At 53.6% G+C, this 14,172-nt stretch carries 13 protein-coding genes; 9 read left to right on the top strand and 4 right to left on the bottom strand.

Annotated features, from left to right (window positions below; translation table 11 throughout):
* Window positions 1-30: 30 nt before the first annotated feature.
* Window positions 31-2,673 carry a DUF2339 domain-containing protein gene (locus ABIE10_RS09300; RefSeq protein WP_429155378.1) on the top strand — a complete coding sequence of 881 codons (2,643 nt, stop codon included), beginning with the start codon at window positions 31-33 and terminating at the stop codon, window positions 2,671-2,673.
* Window positions 2,670-4,064 (top strand): DUF3999 domain-containing protein, encoded by a 1,395-nt coding sequence (locus ABIE10_RS09295; protein ID WP_429155377.1) that lies wholly within the window; start codon window positions 2,670-2,672, stop codon window positions 4,062-4,064. The genes ABIE10_RS09300 and ABIE10_RS09295 overlap by 4 nt, the downstream gene beginning before the upstream one ends.
* Before the next feature lie 48 nt (window positions 4,065-4,112).
* Here ABIE10_RS09295 and ABIE10_RS09290 read toward each other — a convergent pair whose 3' ends face one another.
* Together ABIE10_RS09290 and acpH are read right to left on the bottom strand one after the other, a co-directional pair.
* Window positions 4,113-4,715, bottom strand: coding sequence for a peroxiredoxin (locus ABIE10_RS09290; RefSeq protein ID WP_003021524.1), 603 nt, complete (start codon window positions 4,713-4,715; stop codon window positions 4,113-4,115).
* 168 nt (window positions 4,716-4,883) lie between these two features.
* Window positions 4,884-5,465 (bottom strand): ACP phosphodiesterase, encoded by a 582-nt coding sequence (gene acpH, locus ABIE10_RS09285; protein WP_016152027.1) that lies wholly within the window; start codon window positions 5,463-5,465, stop codon window positions 4,884-4,886.
* A 217-nt stretch (window positions 5,466-5,682) separates the two neighbouring features.
* Between acpH and queA the strand changes: the two genes are divergently transcribed.
* The 7 genes from queA (at window position 5,683) to ABIE10_RS09250 (ending at window position 12,399) form a co-directional block, all read left to right on the top strand.
* Window positions 5,683-6,753, top strand: a complete 1,071-nt coding sequence (gene queA / locus ABIE10_RS09280) for a tRNA preQ1(34) S-adenosylmethionine ribosyltransferase-isomerase QueA (RefSeq protein WP_003021529.1) — start codon at window positions 5,683-5,685, stop codon at window positions 6,751-6,753.
* 55 nt (window positions 6,754-6,808) lie between these two features.
* Complete coding sequence (gene tgt, locus ABIE10_RS09275; RefSeq protein ID WP_003021535.1) at window positions 6,809-7,936, top strand: tRNA guanosine(34) transglycosylase Tgt; 1,128 nt, start codon at window positions 6,809-6,811, stop codon at window positions 7,934-7,936.
* A 22-nt stretch (window positions 7,937-7,958) separates the two neighbouring features.
* Window positions 7,959-8,291, top strand: a complete 333-nt coding sequence (gene yajC, locus ABIE10_RS09270; protein WP_003021544.1) for a preprotein translocase subunit YajC — start codon at window positions 7,959-7,961, stop codon at window positions 8,289-8,291.
* A gap of 27 nt (window positions 8,292-8,318) precedes the next feature.
* On the top strand, window positions 8,319-10,166 hold the full coding sequence (secD, locus tag ABIE10_RS09265) for a protein translocase subunit SecD (RefSeq protein WP_153690672.1): 1,848 nt from the start codon (window positions 8,319-8,321) through the stop codon (window positions 10,164-10,166).
* Window positions 10,167-10,176: 10 nt separating this feature from the next.
* Window positions 10,177-11,148, top strand: coding sequence for a protein translocase subunit SecF (gene secF / locus ABIE10_RS09260; protein ID WP_003021550.1), 972 nt, complete (start codon window positions 10,177-10,179; stop codon window positions 11,146-11,148).
* A gap of 169 nt (window positions 11,149-11,317) precedes the next feature.
* Window positions 11,318-11,683, top strand: a complete 366-nt coding sequence (locus ABIE10_RS09255; protein WP_016152028.1) for a VOC family protein — start codon at window positions 11,318-11,320, stop codon at window positions 11,681-11,683.
* Between the two features lie 23 nt (window positions 11,684-11,706).
* Entirely contained in the window at window positions 11,707-12,399 is a 693-nt protein-coding gene (locus tag ABIE10_RS09250; RefSeq protein ID WP_016155852.1) for a helix-turn-helix transcriptional regulator, read from the top strand.
* A gap of 45 nt (window positions 12,400-12,444) precedes the next feature.
* Here the strand turns inward: ABIE10_RS09250 and ABIE10_RS09245 are convergent, their stop codons facing one another.
* On the bottom strand, window positions 12,445-13,308 hold the full coding sequence (locus ABIE10_RS09245) for a nucleoside-specific channel-forming protein Tsx (protein ID WP_003021561.1): 864 nt from the start codon (window positions 13,306-13,308) through the stop codon (window positions 12,445-12,447).
* A 298-nt stretch (window positions 13,309-13,606) separates the two neighbouring features.
* Entirely contained in the window at window positions 13,607-14,146 is a 540-nt protein-coding gene (locus tag ABIE10_RS09240) for a DUF3251 domain-containing protein (RefSeq protein WP_016155853.1), read from the bottom strand.
* Window positions 14,147-14,172 lie beyond the last annotated feature (26 nt).

The following is a 14,172-nucleotide window of genomic DNA, read 5'->3' as shown; positions in this document are numbered from 1 at the left end:
GGTCTGTCTTTATACAGTGAAGGTGGAAACATGGATGAGCTGCTAACCCTTGGCTGCATTGTATTATTCTTCGCGCTGGTAGTAGTTCCTGGCCTCGCGATCGTGGCATTCAGACGCAGTGCGGCTGTACGTTCTGAGCTGATGGTCTTGCGCCGTCGGGTAGAGGAGCTGGAGCTGCGCGGTGTGGCGCAGACCAGCGCCGTTGAGCCAACGGCAGCAAAAGATATTGTTCCTGCCGATGCGCCAACGGCTGCGATGAGCAGCGTATCGCCGGAGCCAGTAACTGAGCCGCCGCCTGAGCCCGTTAACCCGTGGGCTTCACAGCCGAAGCCGGATAATGCGGCGGTATCTACGCCCGACGTCGAGCGGCCTTCTGCTTTTGGCGGGGTAATGTCATCGCTGGTGCGCTGGTTTATGCAGGGTAACCCGTTGGCAAAGCTCGGTATTTTGCTCCTGTTTTTGGGGCTTTCTTTCCTGCTGCGTTATACGGTCGAACATTCTCTGTTTCCGCTGGAGCTGCGTCTGGTGGCGGCCGCGCTGTTCTCTATTGTGCTGTTGGCATTGGGCTGGCGGTTGCGGCATAAGCAACCGATCTATGCGCTGATATTACAGGGGGGAGCTACCGGAGCACTCTATCTCACCGTCTTTGGCGCGTTCCGGCTGTGGCAAATGCTGCCAATGACGCTGGCATTTGCGCTGCTGGTGGTGATTTGTGCGGCGAGTGTGGGGCTGGCTATTCTGCAAAAGGCGCTCAGCCTGGCGATGCTGGCAAGTCTTGGCGGTTATCTTGCGCCGCTGTTGCTTTCCACCGGCGGCGGCAGTCATGTCGCGCTCTTCTCATTTTATCTTCTGCTCTCGGTCGGCATTCTCGCCATCAGCATCTGGCAGCACTGGCGGGAGCTTAATCTGCTTGGCCTGCTGTTCACCTTCGGCGTTGGCGGGGTATGGGGCCTGGAGGACTATCGACCAGAGTATTACCTGAGTTGCCAACTGTTCCTGATCGCCAACACGATTATTTTTGGCGTGCTGAGCGTGGCGTTGTCGCTCCGGGCGCAGGAAAAAGGCAAACAGGTTATTGACGGCGTACTGCTATTTGCCCCACCGCTGATCGGTTTTGGAATGCAGTATGCCATTACGCGGCATATGGCTTATGGTCCGGCGCTTAGTGCGCTGGGCTACGGTGGTTTCTATCTGGTGTTAGCAAAGTTTGCGTTGCGCCGTTCCTCTTCTCTGGGGAGACCTTTGGTATTGTCCGCCCTGGCGCTCGGTGGTGCGTTTACCACGCTTGCTATCCCGTTGGCGCTTTCAGCCCGTTGGACGGCGATGGCCTGGTCGCTGGAGGGGCTTGGGATCCTCTGGCTGGGCGTGCAACAACAGCAACGACGCATGAGTTATAGCGGTACGGCGCTGCTCGTGCTGGCCGTGGGCAGCGCGCTATGGGCGCTGGCGAACGGAACAACCGCGCTCTCAGTCATGCTGATTTTTGCCGTGCTCAGCCTCTGTTGGCTGGTTGCTGCATGGCTATGGCGCAACATTTGGATGCCGGGCAGTTGGGCGCTACTCGCTGGTGGTTTGGTTTTCTGGATCATTGCGCTCGTTGCGGCATCTCAACTCGCTCTGAAACAGGAGCGGTGGGTACTGTCTGGCGTGCTGGCATTAATGGCGGTATCGAGCTGGGGCTGGCGAAGTATCGCGGGTCGCCTGGCGTGGCGGGAGCTGGATGCCAGTAAATGGCTGCTGTGGCCGATGATGCTGGTGATGCTGATGTATCAGATCGCTGTACAGCAGATTTTTGCGGCGGGCTGGCCGAATCTGGCCTGGTGCGCGGCGCTAATTGTTGCGGTAGCGCTGCTCTGGCGTGACGCACAAATATTACCGCCAATGCTTTCCAGACTGGCGCATTTATCGTTCTTCTGGATGATTTTACTGGCGCTCGCGGTTGAGCTGTTCTGGTTCGCGCAGGGGCTGCCGTGGGGAAGGGCAGCGTGGGGTAGCGGCCTGATGATGGCGGCTGGCGGGCTGCTTATTTTCCTGATTTATCAGTCTGTTCATCGACAAATCTGGCCGTTTCGCATCTGGCCGGCCCTCTATTCTGTTCAGGCGATGGTTCCCGTTGTGCTAGTGCTGGTAGGTCTGCTCGTGCTGACCAATTTACAAGATGGCGTAGTTTATCGTCAGACTTATCTGCCGTTGCTCAACCCGCTGGAAGAGGGCGCAGCTTTTGCCCTACTGGGCCTGGTGGTGTTTTATCGCGCGTCTGAACGCTATTTCCCGGTGCAGCTTTCGGTATGTCGCCCATGGCCGGTTGTGGCGCTGATGGCGCTCAGCTTTTGGTGGCTCAATGGTGTGCTGCTGCGCGCATTGTCCTGGTATGGCGAGGTTGCGTGGCGTGTAGACGCACTATGGGATTCACGGCTGATTCAAACCTGTTTTGCTCTGTTCTGGATGCTGGCGGCATTGGTGGTGATGCTGCGGGCGACCCGGCGCCGCTCGCGTCGGGAATGGCTGTGTGGCGCGGTATTGCTGGGGATAGTCATTGTGAAACTGATGCTGGTGGACAGTGCAGGAGGCGGCGGTCTGGCGCGCGCGGTTGCGTTTATCGGCGTGGCCATTCTGGTGTTGATTATCGGGTATTTTTCACCATTACCGCCCAAAGCAGGAGAAGAAAAATGAAATGGATGAAAGCGGTGTTATGCAGCGTACTGCTGGGCGCGACAGGCGCGGCGGTAAGCAGCGATGAAGTGAAAGAGTCTCCGGCGGACTACGTAACGGGGGTGACGCTGGAAACTACGGGCACATCACCGTGGTATCGTGTTTCGCTACCTCCCGCGGTGTATCCGGGTACCGCCTGGGCGGATTTGCGCGATGTCCGGGTCTTTAACCATCTGGGGGAGACGGTGCCGTTTACTCTGGTGGTGCAGAAAACCCAGCCCGTTACGCCAGAGGCAGTGGCGCTGCGTTTTTTCCCGCTTGATATGTCACCGGTTGCGCCGCGTGAGGAGGGGCAACGAGGCGGAGACGCTATTGTTTTACGCTCGAAGAGCGGCATTGAAATTCATTTGCAAAGTGATGATGTCAAAGCGCTCGGCCAGAGCTATTTACTGACGCTCCCGGAAGAGACGAAAGATGCCTTTTCACTGGCGCAGTTACGCCTGAACTGGGACTCGCAGGCGGGCAACTGGCAGGGGAAAGCCTCGGTTTATGCAAGCAGTGATTTGCGCTACTGGCGACCCGTGCAGGAAGATGCGCCGTTAATGGATCTGACACGTGATAACGATCGCCTGAAAATGGACACCATCAGCGCCAGCCTCACGCTCTCTGTGGAGGCGACTCGCTACCTGCTGGTGATCCTCGACTCGCAAAGTCCTGCGCTGACGTTAAACAGCGTGAGCGCGATAGCGGCCAGCAGCGAGCCGGAATCCGAGCGTATCGTGATTGAAGCCCAGGGGAATAAGGTTTCGGATGACGAAGCCGTCTGGCGATGGGCGCAGCCCCAGCCGCTGACCTCGCTTCGCATCGATCTGGAAAGTGAAGGTGTTTTACCGGTGGAACTGGCCTGGCGCAGCGCTGAAAAAGAGCCCTGGCAGCCGCTGACAAAAACCATGCTTTACAATCTGGACTGGAGGAGTGCGGAAGATATTCGTCTTTCCGGTCAGTTGGTTGAGGCCGTCCGGATGACGACTATTAACGCCCGGTTGCCAGAGAGGCTGCCTGAGTTGAGCGGCATGCGCGACAGTTATCAACTGGTGTTTAATACGCAGGGCAAAGGGCCTTATATGCTGGCGTGGGGAAACCGGGCGGCGAAAAAGGCAGATGTTGGTCTCGATATGCTGATCCCGGCGTCGCTGCGTAAATCGCAGGAGATAGATTATCTACCGTGGGCGACTCTTCAGGAGAGCGTGGCGCTTGGTGGTGAAGCGCGATTGACGGCAACGTCAGTAGCTGAGCAACAAAGCCAGTGGAAAACGCTGTTGGTGTGGGGGGCGTTAATTCTTGGGGTCGCCGTACTGGCGCTTATGGCGTGGCGAATCTGGCGTGAAGTGAAAAAGGGTAATCCGACATAAACCAATAAAAGAGGCCCGCATTTGCGGGCCTCTTACGATTCATGCCAATTACAGGCTGGAAACGTTCTCGGTCAGGTATTTTGCTACGCCGTCCGGAGACGCGTTCATACCTTCTTTACCTTTTTCCCACTGTGCCGGGCAAACGTCGCCGTGCTCTTCGTGGAACTGCAGCGCGTCAACCATGCGCAGCATTTCGTCGATGTTACGACCCAGCGGCAGATCGTTAACCACCTGGTGGCGAACAACGCCGTTAGCGTCGATCAGGAAAGAACCGCGCAGAGCAACGCCCGCTTCCGGGTGCTCGATGCCGTAGGCTTTCTGGATTTCGCGTTTGATGTCAGCAACCATTGCGTATTTCACTGCACCGATGCCGCCTTTGTCGACAGGGGTGTTACGCCATGCGTTGTGGACAAATTCAGAGTCGAAGGAAACGCCAACAACTTCCACGCCGCGCTTCTGGAATTCTTCGTAACGTTTGTCGAAAGCGATCAGTTCAGACGGGCAAACGAAGGTGAAGTCCATCGGCCAGAAGAACAGAACGGTAGTTTTACCGTTGGTATGCTGTTTGAAGTTGAAGTTTTCAACGATCTCACCGCTACCCAGTACCGCAGCTGCTGTGAAATCCGGAGCCTGACGAGTTACCAGTACCATATAATTCTCCTGCAATGTTAAGGGGTTTTTGGAACGCAACGCGGGCCAGTATAGAGAGTGTTCGGGAATAAGACAAAGAGGCGCTGGCAATCAATGAGACAGGTTTTGTCTATCAATCTTTTACCGGATGGCGGCTACTGCTTATCCGGCGGCTAATACGGGCTGTAGTCAAAGGGTTTTACGCTGCGCCTGTTCCATCATTTGCGGATAAAACTGCCAGAACCGTTCCTCTAACGCATCGTAATGCGTATCCAGGTCATACCATGAGTCACGCAAGGCATCGAGTCGTGGGCGGCGGCTGGCCATGCCATTCAGGACGTTCTGGATAAAATCCATGTCCCGATAGCGCTCAAGCCATTTCTCTGACCATATATAGTTGTTTAAATTGATAAAGCGCGGTGGCGATTCAGGCAAAATAGTGGTCACCTGGGTGCGAGCATAGCGCACAAAGTCCGCCAGCGGGAAGTCGGGGGATATTTCCGACCAGTGGCGCGACAGAAAATGATCCCACATTACGTCCAGCGTAATCGGCGCGACACGGCGCGTTTCGCTGCGAAACCACTCTTTGGCTTCACGCACCTGCGGCAGGTTATCGGTCATCACGTCGATACGACGGTGCATGAAGATGCCTTCTACCACGTCAGGCGAATAGTGCGTTTCCGGATTGCCCCGGACAAAGTCGGCCAGCAAATTGCCGGAAAGCGAGCTGTCGGCAAGGTGAGCCAGATGCAAATGTGCAAGAAAATTCATATCCACTTCATCCTTCAAACTGCCTCTTTGTTGGCTGCCTTCACTCACCCCAGTCACTTACTTGAGTAAGCTCCCGGGGACTCATTCAGTTGCCGCCTCGATGCATCTTGAATGATTTTGTGTATAGATTATGTCTTTTAACTTGAGGGGTAAAGGTTGCAGGGAGGACGCCCCGGCACTAGACTACCCGCCTCTTATTTTAGTCTGAGTCAGTGTCATGCGCGTTACCGATTTCACCTTTGAACTACCCGAATCCCTGATTGCCCACTATCCGCAAGCTGAGCGCAGTAGCTGCCGCTTGCTGTCTTTGGACGGGCCGACGGGCGCGCTGACGCACGGTACTTTCACCGATTTGCTCGATAAGCTCAACCCTGGCGATTTGCTGGTCTTTAACAACACCCGCGTTATTCCGGCGCGTCTGTTTGGCCGTAAAGCCAGCGGCGGCAAGATCGAAGTGCTGGTCGAGCGTATGTTGGATGACAAACGTATTCTGGCGCATATTCGCGCCTCGAAAGCGCCAAAGCCGGGGGCCGAGCTGCTGCTGGGCGACGACGAAAGTATTAAAGCAACGATGGTGGCACGCCATGACGCGCTGTTTGAAGTCGAGTTTAACGACGAGCGCAGCGTGCTGGATATCCTTAACGCCATCGGCCATATGCCGCTGCCACCGTATATTGACCGTCCGGATGAAGACGCCGACCGCGAGCTGTATCAGACCGTGTATAGCGAAAAACCGGGTGCGGTCGCCGCGCCGACAGCGGGTCTGCACTTTGACGATCCGCTGCTGGCTAAGCTGCGCGATAAAGGCATTGAAATGGCGTTCGTCACGCTGCACGTGGGCGCGGGGACTTTCCAGCCGGTGCGCGTAGACACCATCGAAGATCACATCATGCACTCCGAATATGCGGAAGTGCCGCAGGATGTCGTTGATGCTGTGCTGGCGGCGAAAGCGCGCGGCAACCGCGTGATTGCGGTGGGCACCACCTCCGTACGTTCACTGGAAAGCGCGGCACAGGCGGCCAAAAACGACCTTATCGAGCCGTTTTTCGGCGATACGCAAATATTCATTTATCCTGGCTATAAATATCAGGTGATTGATGCCCTGGTAACCAACTTCCACCTGCCGGAATCAACGCTGATCATGCTGGTTTCCGCGTTTGCTGGTTATAAAAACACCATGCACGCCTATCATGAAGCGGTAAAAGCGGAATATCGCTTTTTTAGTTACGGTGATGCGATGTTTATCACGTACAATCCGCAGGCTATTTCTGAGCGTGTCGGGGAATAAATCCGCGATATGAGTATTTAAAACGTCGGACTGTTTTTCTGACGCAGGAGTTAAGATGAAATTTGAACTGGATACCACAGACGGTCGCGCTCGCCGCGGCCGCCTGGTTTTTGATCGTGGCGTAGTAGAAACACCTGCTTTTATGCCGGTCGGTACTTACGGTACTGTGAAAGGCATGACGCCGGAAGAAGTTGAAGCAACTGGCGCGCAGATTATCCTCGGTAACACCTTCCACCTGTGGCTGCGCCCGGGACAGGAAATCATGAAACTGCATGGCGATCTGCACGATTTTATGCAGTGGAAAGGGCCAATCCTCACCGATTCCGGCGGCTTCCAGGTTTTCAGCCTGGGTGATATCCGTAAGATTACCGAGCAGGGCGTGCATTTCCGTAACCCGATCAACGGCGATCCGATTTTCCTCGATCCCGAGAAATCAATGGAGATTCAATACGATCTCGGTTCCGATATCGTCATGATCTTCGACGAATGTACACCGTATCCGGCCGACTGGGACTATGCTAAACGCTCGATGGAGATGTCTCTGCGTTGGGCGAAGCGCAGTCGGGATCGTTTTGATAGCCTCGGCAACAAAAATGCGCTTTTTGGCATCATTCAGGGCAGTGTTTACGAAGATTTACGTGATATCTCCGTTAAAGGTCTGGTAGACATCGGTTTTGATGGCTACGCTGTCGGCGGTTTGGCTGTCGGTGAGCCGAAGGAAGATATGCACCGCATCCTGGAGCATGTATGCCCACAGATTCCGGCAGATAAACCTCGTTACCTGATGGGCGTCGGCAAACCAGAAGATCTGGTTGAAGGCGTACGTCGCGGTATCGATATGTTTGACTGCGTGATGCCAACGCGAAATGCCCGTAATGGTCATTTGTTTGTGACTGACGGCGTGGTAAAAATTCGTAACGCGAAACATAAAAGCGACACCAGTCCGCTCGATGCTGAGTGTGATTGCTACACCTGTCGCAATTATTCGCGCGCTTACTTGCATCATCTCGACCGTTGCAACGAAATATTGGGCGCGCGACTCAACACGATTCATAACCTTCGCTACTACCAGCGTTTGATGGCGGGTTTACGCAAGGCTATTGAAGAGGGTAAATTAGAGAGCTTCGTGACCGATTTTTACCAACGTCAGGGTAGACCAGTTCCACCTGTGAACGTTGATTAATTTTAATAATGAGGGAATTTGAATGAGCTTTTTTATTTCTGATGCGGTAGCGGCAACAGGTGCTCCGGCGCAGGGCAGCCCGATGTCTCTGATTCTGATGCTGGTGGTGTTTGGTCTGATTTTCTACTTCATGATCCTGCGCCCGCAGCAAAAGCGCACCAAAGAACACAAAAATCTGATGAACTCCATTGCGAAAGGCGATGAAGTGCTGACTAACGGTGGTCTGGTGGGTCGCGTGACCAAAGTAGCAGAATCTGGCTACATCGCTATCGCGCTGAACGACACCACTGAAGTGGTTATTAAACGTGATTTCGTAGCTGCCGTTCTGCCGAAAGGCACCATGAAGGCGCTGTAATTTATTGTTTTCCCAAAGGGAACTGCCGTGTTAAACCGTTATCCTTTGTGGAAGTATGTCATGCTGATCGTCGTTATTGTCGTCGGTCTGCTCTATGCGCTTCCCAACCTGTATGGTGAGGATCCGGCTGTTCAAATCACTGGCGTGCGCGGTGCCGCCGCCAGTGAGCAAACGCTGATCCAGGTCCAGAAAACGTTACAAGAAGATAAAATCACACCTAAGTCTGTGGCTCTGGAAGAGGGTGCTATTCTTGCGCGCTTCGACTCCACTGATACCCAACTGCGCGCACGTGAAGTGTTAATGGGCGTATTGGGCGATCAATACGTCGTGGCGCTTAACCTTGCACCGGCAACTCCACGCTGGCTGGCAGCCATTCACGCAGAACCGATGAAACTCGGTCTTGACCTGCGTGGCGGCGTTCACTTCCTGATGGAAGTGGATATGGACACCGCGCTGAGTAAGTTGCAGGAACAAAATATCGATAGCCTGCGCAGCGATCTGCGTGAAAAAGGCATTCCTTATACTACCGTTCGCAAAGAAGATAACTACGGTCTGAGCATCACCTTCCGTGATAGCAGCGCCCGTGATGAAGCTATCTCTTACCTGAGCAAGCGTCACCAGGATCTGGTTATTTCCAGCCAGGGCAGCAATGCTCTGCGTGCGGTGATGACCGATGCGCGCCTGAGCGAAGCCCGTGAATACGCGGTACAGCAGAACATCAACATTCTGCGTAATCGTGTTAACCAACTGGGTGTTGCTGAGCCGGTGGTCCAACGTCAGGGTGCTGACCGCATTGTGGTCGAACTGCCAGGCATTCAGGATACCGCGCGTGCGAAAGAAATTCTGGGCGCTACCGCGACGCTGGAATTCCGTCTGGTGAACACCAACGTTGACCAGTCTGCTGCGGCATCCGGGCGTGTACCGGGTGATTCGGAAGTGAAACAGTCTCGTGAAGGTCAGCCGGTTGTGCTGTACAAACGCGTGATCCTGACCGGTGATCATATCACCGACTCCACTTCCAGCCAGGACGAATACAATCAGCCGCAGGTTAACATCTCGCTGGATAGCGCGGGTGGTAACATCATGTCCAACTTCACCAAGGACAACATCGGTAAGCCGATGGCGACCCTGTTCGTGGAGTACAAAGACAGCGGTAAAAAAGATGCCAACGGTCGCTCAGTGCTGGTGAAACAGGAAGAGGTGATTAACATCGCCAACATCCAGTCTCGCCTGGGCAACAGCTTCCGTATCACCGGTATTAACAACCCGAACGAAGCGCGTCAGCTTTCTCTGCTGTTACGTGCCGGTGCGTTGATTGCGCCGATTCAGATTGTTGAAGAACGTACCATCGGTCCTACCCTGGGTATGCAGAACATTAAACAGGGTCTGGAAGCGTGTCTGGCCGGTCTGGTGGTGTCTATCCTGTTCATGATCTTCTTCTATAAGAAGTTCGGTCTGATCGCGACCAGTGCTCTGATTGCTAACTTGGTACTGATTGTCGGTATTATGTCGCTGCTGCCGGGCGCTACGCTGAGTATGCCGGGGATTGCGGGGATCGTCTTAACCCTTGCCGTCGCGGTCGATGCGAACGTACTGATTAACGAACGTATCAAAGAAGAGTTGAGTAATGGGCGTTCGGTGCAGCAGGCCATCAATGAAGGTTATGCGGGTGCATTTAGCTCCATCTTTGATGCGAACATTACGACGCTGATTAAGGTCATTATCCTGTACGCAGTTGGCACCGGGGCAATTAAAGGGTTCGCGATTACTACCGGTATTGGTGTGGCGACGTCGATGTTTACCGCGATTGTCGGTACACGTGCCATCGTAAACCTGTTGTATGGCGGCAAGCGCGTCAAAAAGCTGTCAATCTGAGGAGTGCGAAGTGGCACAGGAATATACTGTTGAACAATTGAACCACGGCCGTAAAGTCTGGGACTTTATGCGCTGGGACTACTGGGCTTTCGGCATTTCAGGTTTCCTGCTGATTGCGGCCATCGTGGTGATGGGCGTACGCGGGTTTAACTGGGGTCTCGATTTCACCGGTGGTACGGTAATTGAAATCACGCTGGAAAAACCGGCCGATATGGACGTGATGCGCGATGCGCTGGAGAAAGCGGGCTTTGTTGATCCGCTTCTGCAGAACTTCGGCAGCAGCCACGACATTATGGTGCGTATGCCGCCAACTGAAGGCGCAGACGGCGGTCAGGTACTGGGCAGCAAAGTGTTGAGTGTGATTAACGAATCCACCAACCAAAACGCCGCGGTGAAGCGAATTGAATTCGTGGGTCCGAGCGTGGGTGCAGACCTGGCGCAAACCGGTGCAATGGCGCTGATGGCAGCGTTGATATCTATCCTGGTGTACGTCGGTTTCCGCTTTGAGTGGCGACTGGCGGCAGGGGTAGTTATCGCTCTGGCGCACGACGTGATTATCACACTTGGGATCCTGTCGTTGTTCCATATCGAGATTGATCTGACTATCGTCGCATCGTTGATGTCGGTAATCGGTTACTCGCTGAACGACAGTATCGTCGTATCTGACCGTATTCGTGAAAACTTCCGCAAAATTCGTCGCGGTACGCCTTACGAAATCTTTAACGTGTCATTGACTCAGACGCTGCACCGTACGTTGATTACGTCCGGTACGACGTTGATGGTTATTCTGATGCTGTTCCTGTTCGGTGGTCCGGTACTGGAAGGCTTCTCGCTGACGATGCTGATCGGTGTTTCCATCGGTACTGCATCTTCTATCTACGTAGCATCGGCGCTGGCGCTGAAGCTGGGTATGAAGCGTGAGCACATGCTGCAGCAGAAGGTTGAGAAAGAAGGGGCGGATCAACCGTCAATTCTGCCTTAAACTATTAAGAGTGAAGATACTGGAATCCCGATCGCAAGGTCGGGATTTTTTTTGCCTGCGATTTGGTAGCAGTCCATTATCTTTTCCGGTCGCCATACTACTGACAGTATGCTGTCAGTAGCCCTGTCTTATAGTCCTTCTGAGATTACCCACACAGGCAGGAGGAAGTATGAATAACGTAATTAGCTGGTTTGAAATCCCCGTGGCACAAATGGAGCGCGCCATTGCTTTTTATGAGCCAGTGATGCAGGTTTCTTTGCGTCGTGAGAATATGGACAGCGCGGAGCTGGCCGTATTTCCACATCAGGATCCCGCTCCCGGCGGGGCGCTGGCTAAATTTGACGGTATTACGCCTTCAGCGCAGGGCGCTATTATTTATCTGCATACGGATGATTTGGCTGCAACTCTTAAACGCGTCGCCACCGCTGGCGGTCAGTGCGTGTTTGGTCCGCTCGAACTGGGGCAGGATATTGGCACTATTGCGCTGTTTACTGACAGCGAAGGCAATCGCGTTGGTTTACATCAACCCGCGTAATATTTTCAGGACTGAGGATTAAAATGACCAGACGCGCCGACCGCTTGTTTCAGATTGTACAAATCCTGCGTGGCAGGCGAGTGACCACGGCGGCGCTGCTGGCAGAACGTCTTGAGGTTTCTGAACGGACGATTTATCGCGATATCCGCGATCTCTCTTTATCCGGCGTGCCCATTGAAGGTGAAGTGGGCAGTGGATACCGCTTAATGGCGGGGTTTGATCTGCCGCCGTTGATGTTAACGCATCGCGAATCAGAAGCGTTAATGGTAGCGATTCGGTTGCTGAAAACATGGGGTGGGGATTCACTCTCACAGGCGCTGGAATCCGCGCAGGAAAAAGTGCTGGCGATATTGCCGCCAGAGTGTCGGCGCAGAGCCGAGCAAACGCGGGTTTTCGCGCCAGATTTTGGCAATCAGCCGCATTCACGCAGTGCTTTTGATCTCATACATCGCGCGGTTTCGGCGCAGCAGGTGCTGGCGCTGCATTATCGCGACGAGTCCGGGAATCTCTCCTGGCGCGACGTTCAGCCGCTGGGGCTATTTTTCTGGGGTGAGCACTGGTTGCTGGTTGCCTGGTGTGAGAAACGTGACGATTATCGCTGCTTTCGTGTTGATCGGTGTCTGAAGATCACGCCGCTCGACAGGCATTTTCGTGAATCTGCAGATCGCTCGCTAAGTGACTTTTTACGTAAAGTACGCTGTGAAGACCAGCCATAAAAAAGCCAGCGGTTAAGCTGGCTTGTCTGCGATAAATTGGCAGGATTAGAAGTTGTAACCTACGACCAGGTAACCACCCCAACCGGTAGATTTCGCGCTGAAGTCGCCTTCGCCCCAGTTCAGAGTATCTCCACCTTTCCACTGGCCGCCGTTATGGAAGTAACGCGCTACTACGGAGTAGTGCCAGTGATCGTAGTTCAGCGCCAGGACGTGGCTGGAAGCGATAGAGTTGCTGGTGCGGTTCGGATCATCACCCAAATCTGAGCCCCAGTCGAAGTTGGTGAAGCCGATGTAGGTCAGTTGGCCGCCCCAAACCTGGGTGATCGGCACAAAGTATTTCACTTTGAAACGGTAGCCATCCCACTCGTTTTCGTTGGATGCGCCATAGTTCTGCCACTGGTATTTAGCATACACGTTCAGGGACAGACCCATTGGCAGACCGGTATCGATATCGGTACCCAGACCCATATACCAGGTGCTCTGGCGGCTGGCTTTGTTATCACCCATATCGTAGATGTAGTTGTTGGCGAAATACCATTCTTTGAACGGACCAAAGCTCAGGTCAGCACCGGTCAGTTTATCGATGGAGAAACGCGGTTCGATTTCCATAAACAGCGGGGAACCGTCAGACCAGATGCCTTTATCGTTGCCGTTACCCCAGTCGAAGGTTTTCGGAATATCGATGTAGCCATAGAAGTCAAACCAGTCTTTTTTGGCAAACGCTTCGTATTCCAGATACACGTCATTGTTCAGTTTCGGAGAGAAACGGGTGTGGTAGCTTCCCACCACGTTGACGCTCTGGTGCCACCAGTCGGACAGATATTGCGGTTTGTCATTTTCTGCAGCGTTGGCAGTAAAAGACGAGGAGAGCGCCAGCACTGCACCGGCTGCAAGTAATGTTTTTTTCATATGTATGCCACTGTTTGAAATCCCTTTCGGGAGTGAAAAAGGCGCAAATTGCGTTTCTAAATATTTCGTGTTTCTTCGGAGCCTATTATAAAAATCATTGTTCACAAAAATATGTGTTGTTTCACAGTTCTATCATTTACGTAATCGATTGCGTTCACGTTTGCCTACTTTAGGCGGCGAATTGTACTGGCTCCCATGAATGTTGCCAAGTTTTACCAGAAATATCGGTTATGTCAGGTGAGTAACAAAACGGGCCGGAGTGATGTTGCGGAACGCACAAAACGTCCCGCAAAAAAGTTTATTGATTAACAGGCTGGATGTCGTGGATACGAACAAATCCTAACTGGTCCGGAGAGAGGCCATTTATCTGCAGCGGAATGTCTACGTCGCTGGGAGCAAGGATACTTGCCGGGGCCGTTACCAATTGGTTCTGAACGTTCGTTTCCTGATAGTTATCCGTGGTGCCCTGAATTTGTCCATACTCGACGGTGGCGCTAAAGGCGGGTAAAGGCGTAGTGGATTCACCCTGAATACGTAATGTGAGCCGCGTGCCGTCGGCGTTCGGCGCAATATTGACAAGTGACATCCGTAACATGCCAATCTGGCTGTCCAGTCGGGCTGGTGTATTGGAACCCGGCAGCAGATAGGCTCCGCTGGTTGATTTGGCATTCAACATATTTTGTTGTGTAATTTTTACCGTTTCCTGATTTAGCTGTGTCATCTCTTTATTCAACGTGCTAACGCTTTGATGCATCTGGCGTACTTCGCTTTGCTGTGCGCATGCGCTAAGACTAAAGAGACTTCCCACCAGGAGAATTCTTAGGTAACGTCTTGTCATTGTGATTACTTCCTTCATTGTCGCGA

This window comes from Citrobacter sp. 506, assembly GCF_050434985.1.
Classification (GTDB): domain Bacteria; phylum Pseudomonadota; class Gammaproteobacteria; order Enterobacterales; family Enterobacteriaceae; genus Citrobacter; species Citrobacter braakii.
Note: the sequence above shows the minus strand (reverse complement) of the source record. Positions and strands in the feature narration are given on the sequence as shown.

What these genes read in the sequence shown, in the direction of transcription:
- ABIE10_RS09300 (WP_429155378.1), top strand. Translation starts at nt 31, where the DNA reads ATGGATGAGCTGCTAACCCTTGGCTGCATTGTATTATTCTTCGCGCTG.
- ABIE10_RS09295 (WP_429155377.1), top strand. Translation starts at nt 2,670, where the DNA reads ATGAAATGGATGAAAGCGGTGTTATGCAGCGTACTGCTGGGCGCGACA.
- ABIE10_RS09290 (WP_003021524.1), bottom strand. Translation starts at nt 4,715, where the DNA reads ATGGTACTGGTAACTCGTCAGGCTCCGGATTTCACAGCAGCTGCGGTA.
- acpH (WP_016152027.1), bottom strand. Translation starts at nt 5,465, where the DNA reads ATGAATTTTCTTGCACATTTGCATCTGGCTCACCTTGCCGACAGCTCG.
- queA (WP_003021529.1), top strand. Translation starts at nt 5,683, where the DNA reads ATGCGCGTTACCGATTTCACCTTTGAACTACCCGAATCCCTGATTGCC.
- tgt (WP_003021535.1), top strand. Translation starts at nt 6,809, where the DNA reads ATGAAATTTGAACTGGATACCACAGACGGTCGCGCTCGCCGCGGCCGC.
- yajC (WP_003021544.1), top strand. Translation starts at nt 7,959, where the DNA reads ATGAGCTTTTTTATTTCTGATGCGGTAGCGGCAACAGGTGCTCCGGCG.
- ABIE10_RS09255 (WP_016152028.1), top strand. Translation starts at nt 11,318, where the DNA reads ATGAATAACGTAATTAGCTGGTTTGAAATCCCCGTGGCACAAATGGAG.
- ABIE10_RS09250 (WP_016155852.1), top strand. Translation starts at nt 11,707, where the DNA reads ATGACCAGACGCGCCGACCGCTTGTTTCAGATTGTACAAATCCTGCGT.
- ABIE10_RS09245 (WP_003021561.1), bottom strand. Translation starts at nt 13,308, where the DNA reads ATGAAAAAAACATTACTTGCAGCCGGTGCAGTGCTGGCGCTCTCCTCG.
- ABIE10_RS09240 (WP_016155853.1), bottom strand. Translation starts at nt 14,146, where the DNA reads ATGACAAGACGTTACCTAAGAATTCTCCTGGTGGGAAGTCTCTTTAGT.